Source organism: Breoghania sp. (assembly GCF_030066895.1).
Classification (GTDB): Bacteria; Pseudomonadota; Alphaproteobacteria; order Rhizobiales; family Stappiaceae; genus Breoghania.
On sequence record NZ_JASJAV010000046.1, the window covers coordinates 1 to 6,369 of the forward strand.

A 6,369-nucleotide genomic window follows, 5' to 3' on the forward strand; every position below is an offset into this window, starting at 1 on the left:
AAGATGAGTCTGTAGAAAGTGCGATAGAACTGGAAAAGTTCAGACTTGAAATGCAGTTTAAGAAAGATCAGTTGGCAGCAGAAAGAGAAAAGGAAGAAAGGGAAAGAGAAAGAGAAAGAGAAAGAGAAAAGGAAGAAAGGGAAAGAGAAAGAGAAAGAGAAAGAGAAGAAAGGGAGAAAGAAAGGCAAGAAAGAGAAAGAGAAGAAAGGGAGAAAGAAAGAGAAAAGGAAGAAAAGGAAAGCGAAAGGGTGTTTCTGTTGAAGATGAAAGAGTTAGAAATTCAAAGTGCAATGTCACAAGCCCAGCACTCTGCACCACCACAGTCACACACCCAGACGACCTTTGATGTGGCGAAAAATGTCCGGCTATTGCCGAAATTCGATGAGGGTGATGTCGAAAGCTTTTTTGTGACTTTCGAAGGGTGTGCAGAACGGTTGAGGTGGCCTGAAGAGTGCTGGACTGTAATGCTCCGAACCGTGTTCACGGGCGAGGCACAAAAAGTCTGTTCCCAAATACCAGTCGCTGAATCCTACGAGCACCTCAAACAAACTGTCTTGGCGGCTTATGAATTGGTACCTGAAGCCTACAGGCAAAAGTTTAGAACGTGGAGAAAGAAACCAGGGCAGACATATGCCGGGTTTTCAAGGGAGAAAGAACAATGGTTTGATCGTTGGTACCGGGCCTTGCAACAGGACAAAACGTTTGAGATGCTCAGGGAAACTATTCTTTTAGAAGAGTTCAAGAGTCATGTTCCTGTTGAAGTAAGAATTCATCTGGATGAACAGAAGGTCACTAAGCTGCGTGATGCAGGAGTAATGGCAGATAGTTACGAGCTGGCACACAGGAAGAGTGGTTCGGGTGCGCACTCAAGCAGGAGTGGTCATCCAGATAGGGGTTCTGTCAAAAGTAGTAGTCAGAGTCAGGTGGGGTCTTCGTCTGTTTCTCAAAGTCAGGGCGGGCAGTGGAGTAGAAAAGTGTGGGACAAGGATGTCGTTTGCTACTACTGTCACGCTAAGGGCCATGTCAAGTCCAAGTGTGTGAAATTTAGGAAGGATCAGGAGCAGTCAGGTGGCAAAAAGCCAGTGGGCCTGGTGCATGTGGGTCATGGCATGGTGGGGTCTGGAGTAAAAGGGAGCCACGGGTCAGTGGTCCGAGGTGTGGAATCTGAGTTGGCCTGTGTTGAGCGGGAGGCCGGTGCCCCAAGTCTGGACAATTGTGTCGGGGACCGTGGTCGTTGTTCGTCCTTTCTTGGTGGTTTGGATGAAGGTGTTGTCCTCAGTAAAGGCAACCTTGGGGGCGAGTGTCCCAGTTCGGGTCATGCTGATGGCTTGTGTCCGCCTGGTGAGGACAGGACGGGTAAGGTTGGCCAGGAAGTCGCGGGCTCAGCAGATTCCAGTTCTGTGCTAGATTCGTACAGAGGGTTCGTGTCACAAGGCAAGGTGTCTGACGTTGGGGGTCAAGGTAATCGCCAGGTGACCATTTTGAGGGACACTGGGGCTGCCCAATCTTTGGTTTTGGCTTGTGTTGCGCCTGTATCGAAAGAGGGTGAAGTGGAGGCAAAGGCCTTGATCCAGGGGGTGCAAGGTTGTTACGTCCCTGTTCCCTTGCGTAGGGTAAAGTTGGACTCCAAGTTGGTCACAGGTGTGGTTACGGTGGGAGTGGTTCCTTCGTTACCAATCGATGGCGTGCATTTCTTGTTAGGGAATGATTTGGCGGGTGACAGGGTGGATGTCACGCCGATTGTGGTTAATTCTCCTGTGGTGGAAGCCGATGTTGAGGCTTTGGGGGATGAGTTCCCTGGTTTGTTCCCTGCTTGCGTGGTGACGCGTGCGCAGTCTAGAAAGGCTGTTAGTGACGTGGAGAAGTCTGAAAAGGCAGAGTCCACTGGGGTTTGGTTGTCCGAGACGTTTTTCAAGGATTTGGACAGTGGTGTCGATTCAGGCTTAGGTCTAAGTCGGCCTACGTTGGTTGAACAACAGAGGGCAGATCCAGAGTTGGATCAGATCAGGCAGTATGCGATGTCTGAGGCAGAAGCCAATGATGTGCCTGGGGGATTCTATGTCAGAAATGACATACTGATGAGGAAGTGGCGTAATCCCCGTAGCCCCGCTTCTGATGAGTGGTCAGTTGTTCACCAAGTGGTGTTGCCCCGTGGGTACAGGTCGGAAGTGTTGCGGTTGGCACACGAAGCACCCATGGCTGGGCACGTGGGTATCCGGAAGACGAGGTCCCGCATAATGGCTCATTTCTATTGGCCACGAATGTATAAGGATGTGGCACAGTTTTGTCGAACGTGTCATACTTGTCAGGTAGTTGGAAAGCCACAACCAGCTATCAAACCCGCACCTCTGATGCCTGTTCCGGCATTTGAGGAGCCGTTCACCAAGATCATGGTGGATTGTGTCGGTCCGTTGCCAAGGACCAAGTCCGGGTTTCAGTTCCTGTTGACTGTCATGGACGTATCAACAAGATTCCCTGAGGCAGTACCGTTGAAAAGGATCACAGCAGAGAGTGTGGTCGGGGCCCTCATTCAGTTTTTCACACGGTATGGACTGGCCAAAGAAGTGCAGACGGACCAAGGCTCTAATTTTATGTCAGGCCTTTTTAGGCAGGTTTTGGAGCAGCTGGGAATCCGGCAACTCAGGTCGTCGGCCTATCACCCAGAGTCCCAAGGAGCACTTGAGAGGTACCATCAAACGTTGAAAACGATGCTCAGGGCCTATTGCACCGAAAATCCTGATAGTTGGGATAAGGGGATTCCTCTGGTGCTGTTTGCCACACGTAGTGCTACCAACGAGTCGACGGGATATAGTCCGTTTGAGTTGGTGTATGGCCATGAAGTCAGGGGCCCCCTCAAGTTTCTGAAGGAAAGGTTGTTGGGTGAGGAGGGTAAAGAGACTCCCAACCTCCTTGACTACGTCAGTGAGTTCAGGGAGAGGCTTTTCAGAGCCTGTGAGGTGGCACGGGACCACCTAAAGGAGTCTCAAGGAGAGATGAAAGCCCAATTTGATCGCAGGGCTGAAAAAAGAGAGTTTAAACCAGGTGACAAGGTACTAGCTCTCCTGCCACTGGTCCAGAACCCATTGACAGCTAGGTTCCAAGGACCGTACACAGTGAGAAAAAAACTAAACCCAGTCAATTATGTAATTGACACGCCTGATCGGCGAAAGCCTCACCGTGTATGCCACATTAATATGCTCAAACGGTATTTTGAGCGTGAGCCAGCCAATCCCGTCGGACTGATCAACACAGTCCAGGACAGCCCTGTAGCAAGGGAGTTGCCTGGAGAGGTTGGGCTTGAAAGTGGCAAGGACACTGATGGGGAGATGCCCCCTGTCAAGTTGTCAAATTCGGAGGTGCTGCGTAATATAGATGCTGAGTTGCAGCACCTTCCTCCTGATCAAAGGCAGGATCTCTGTAGTCTGCTTTGCCAGTATAAGTCGGTGTGTTCTGACACTCCAGGGCTGACCACATGGGCTGTGCATGATGTGGATGTGGGCGATTCCCAGCCCATCAAACAACACCCATACCGTCTAAATCCATCCAAGGCGGCCATGGTGAGACAAGAGGTTCAGTATATGTTGCAAAACAATCTCATTGAGCCTAGTCAAAGTTGTTACAGTTCCCCTGTGGTGTTGGCCCCAAAGGCAGATGGGACACAGAGGATGTGTTTTGACTATCGAAAGGTCAATGCAGTCACTCGCACTGACTCTTATCCAATTCCACGGTTGGAGGAGTGCATCGACAGTGTGGGAAGGAGCAAGTACGTCACTAGGATAGATCTTTTGAAGGGATACTGGCAGGTGCCTATGACAGATAGGGCTAAAGAAGTTTCTTCTTTTGTGACCCAGGATTCTCTTTTTTCCTGTAGAGTTATGCCGTATGGTATGAAAAACTCTGGAGCTACCTTTCAGCGGCTCATGAACAAGGTATTGGCAGGGCTCAGCAACTGCAAGGCGTATATTGATGACGTCATAGTGTACAGTGACACTTGGGCGGAGCATTACGCCCACCTCAAGGCACTGTTCGCGCGCCTGCAAGAGGCAAACCTTGTTATAAACTTGAAAAAGTGTGAGTTCGCGAAGGCGACAGTGACATGTCTAGGCCATGTTGTGGGAAAGGGGCAGGTATTGCCGCGTCAGGCAAAGGTACAATGCATTGTGAATTTCCCCAGTCCCAAGAACAAGCGTGAGCTTATGAGGTTCCTCGGGATGTCTGGTTTTTACCGAAAGTTTTGTGCCAATTATAGCACTTTGGTTGCGCCCTTGACTAATTTGCTGAGAAAGGATGTCAAGTTTGTGTGGTCAGACCGGTGTCAAGATGCATTTGACAAGCTGAAAGCTGTGCTTGGTAGTGACCCGGTCCTTGCGGCTCCAGATTTTGGCAAGCCGTTCAAGCTGGCTATAGACGCCAGTGATGTAGGTGTTGGCGCAGTTTTGCTTCAAGAGAGCGAGGATGGGATAGACAGACCAGTGAGCTATTACTCCAGGAAGTTAGATAGGCACCAGAGAGCTTATTCTACCATAGAGAAAGAGGCCCTTGCTCTTGTGCTAGCTGTGCAGCATTTTGAAGTATACCTAACGAGCTGTACAGGTGATATTGTGGTGTTTACCGACCACAACCCCCTAGTGTTTCTGGAGAAGTTTAGGACAAGAAGTCGCAAGCTTTTCAGGTGGAGTTTACTGCTGCAGCCGTATTCACTTAAAATTGAACACATTCGAGGGAGAGACAATGTGATTGCAGATGCACTGTCCCGAGTGTAACGATGTAGTTATGAACAAAGTTGTTATGGTTGATGTTATAATTAGTCTAATGGAGGGAAAGCTAACTGAACGATAGGACAAAACGTGGTCTAGTATAACCTTGTGATTATGTAAAAAGTGTTTGAGTACTGAAGTTGACAGTGTTAAAAGAAAAGACAAAGGGAAACTAGACAAGTCTTAGATTGGTGATGTGGGTAAAGAAAACCTAATTTAAGAATTAGGCTTTCTTTTCTTTTAAGGGGGGAGGTGTCATGTAGTCGTTGTCATGTAGTCGTGAATGAGTACAGAATGTCTGGTCGTTGAACTAGAAAGGCAAACGGTGGTCCATTGTGGCGATCACCTGAGATGTTATGTAACAGTCTGTCTGGCATGGCACGAGAAAGGGGTCGGTCATTGTCGCACCTTTGGACAGTCGTCGACCTGGGGTGCCAGACTACGGGACCGCCGCTGTTCCTGTGCTCACTGAAAAGTGGACAGAAGCAGACGGGGAACCCTAGAGTGAGGACGTGGTGTGCTGAGGGAGAAGCAGATTAGAAACCCTACAAAGAAGACGTGTGGTGTGCCGTAGACTAGAAGACTGGCTGGAAGACTGGAAGACTGGCTGAAAGACTAGAGGACTGGCTGGAAGACTGGAAGACTGGCTGAAGGACTCGAAGACGGGTGGAATAATCATCTTCATGCTGTGGGAAGACAAGCTGGCGGGGAAAAGTACCTGAACAGTGCAGTGGCTGTGGGCCAGGTACAAGGACTGGAGACAGCAGGCAACGCTGGAGGGAGAGGACGTGTCGGGCTGGTCAACGCTAACCAAGAGGACGTCGCACCTGGGAGTCGAGAGACATTGTTGTGAACACAGACTGGGTCTTTATAGACTGTGTGAACGTGTACGTGTGTTTCACGGACTAGGGGTGACGTATCCCACACACGCATCGGCGGGACGTCCTGCAGCGGAAGCACGTATTATCCTGTTTCATGGACTACGAACATTTGTGAGTTCCAAGGGCATAGTTTAAAATGCCAACTACTGCATTGCTGTTCAATTGTACGTCAACGCTAGAGCTGGTGTAAAACGATCGTTACAGATAGACACTCATTTAATAAATCGTTAAGTTCTGTTGAACAGTGTTTTTTCTTTTCTTCAAAACTCCAGACCCGTTTCTTTTTTTTTCCTCTGTATGTTGCGGACGTAAAGTTCGTAACATATAATTGTGGGCTCTTGTCCGGGAGAAAAACCCTTCTAAATTCAAAAGAGAAAGAGTGAATTGAGATAGTGTCTATCAGTGAGCGATCGTCATGGCGTCTAGCGACTTTGTAGCCGCGACCTTTCTTGAAAATGAAGACTTAACAATGGAAGATTTAGGTAGCCTGAGCAAAGTGCAACTACGAGCCGTAGCACAGTGCTTGGAAATCAGAATGCCTCTAGCGGCAAGGAAAGACGTTATTGTTCAAGCTATTGCTACGCATTTGGGCTTAGGAGGGGAAGATGAGTCTGTAGAAAGTGCGATAGAACTGGAAAAGTTCAGACTTGAAATGCAGTTTAAGAAAGATCAGTTGGCAGCAGAAAGAGAAAAGGAAGAAAGGGAAAGAGAAAGAGAAAGAGAAAGAGAAA

At 48.8% G+C, this 6,369-nt stretch carries 2 protein-coding genes; both read left to right on the plus strand.

The window, feature by feature from the left end:
* The first annotated feature begins 50 nt into the window (after positions 1–50).
* The gene (locus tag QNJ43_RS26335) at positions 51–4,763 is read left to right on the plus strand and encodes an RNase H-like domain-containing protein (protein ID WP_300474954.1); all 4,713 of its coding nucleotides are present in this window, start codon (positions 51–53) and stop codon (positions 4,761–4,763) included.
* 1,290 nt (positions 4,764–6,053) lie between these two features.
* On the plus strand, positions 6,054–6,369 hold a 316-nt coding region (locus QNJ43_RS26340; protein ID WP_300474957.1), incomplete at its 3' end, for a hypothetical protein.

What these genes read in the sequence shown, in the direction of transcription:
- QNJ43_RS26335 (WP_300474954.1), top strand. Translation starts at nt 51, where the DNA reads ATGCAGTTTAAGAAAGATCAGTTGGCAGCAGAAAGAGAAAAGGAAGAA.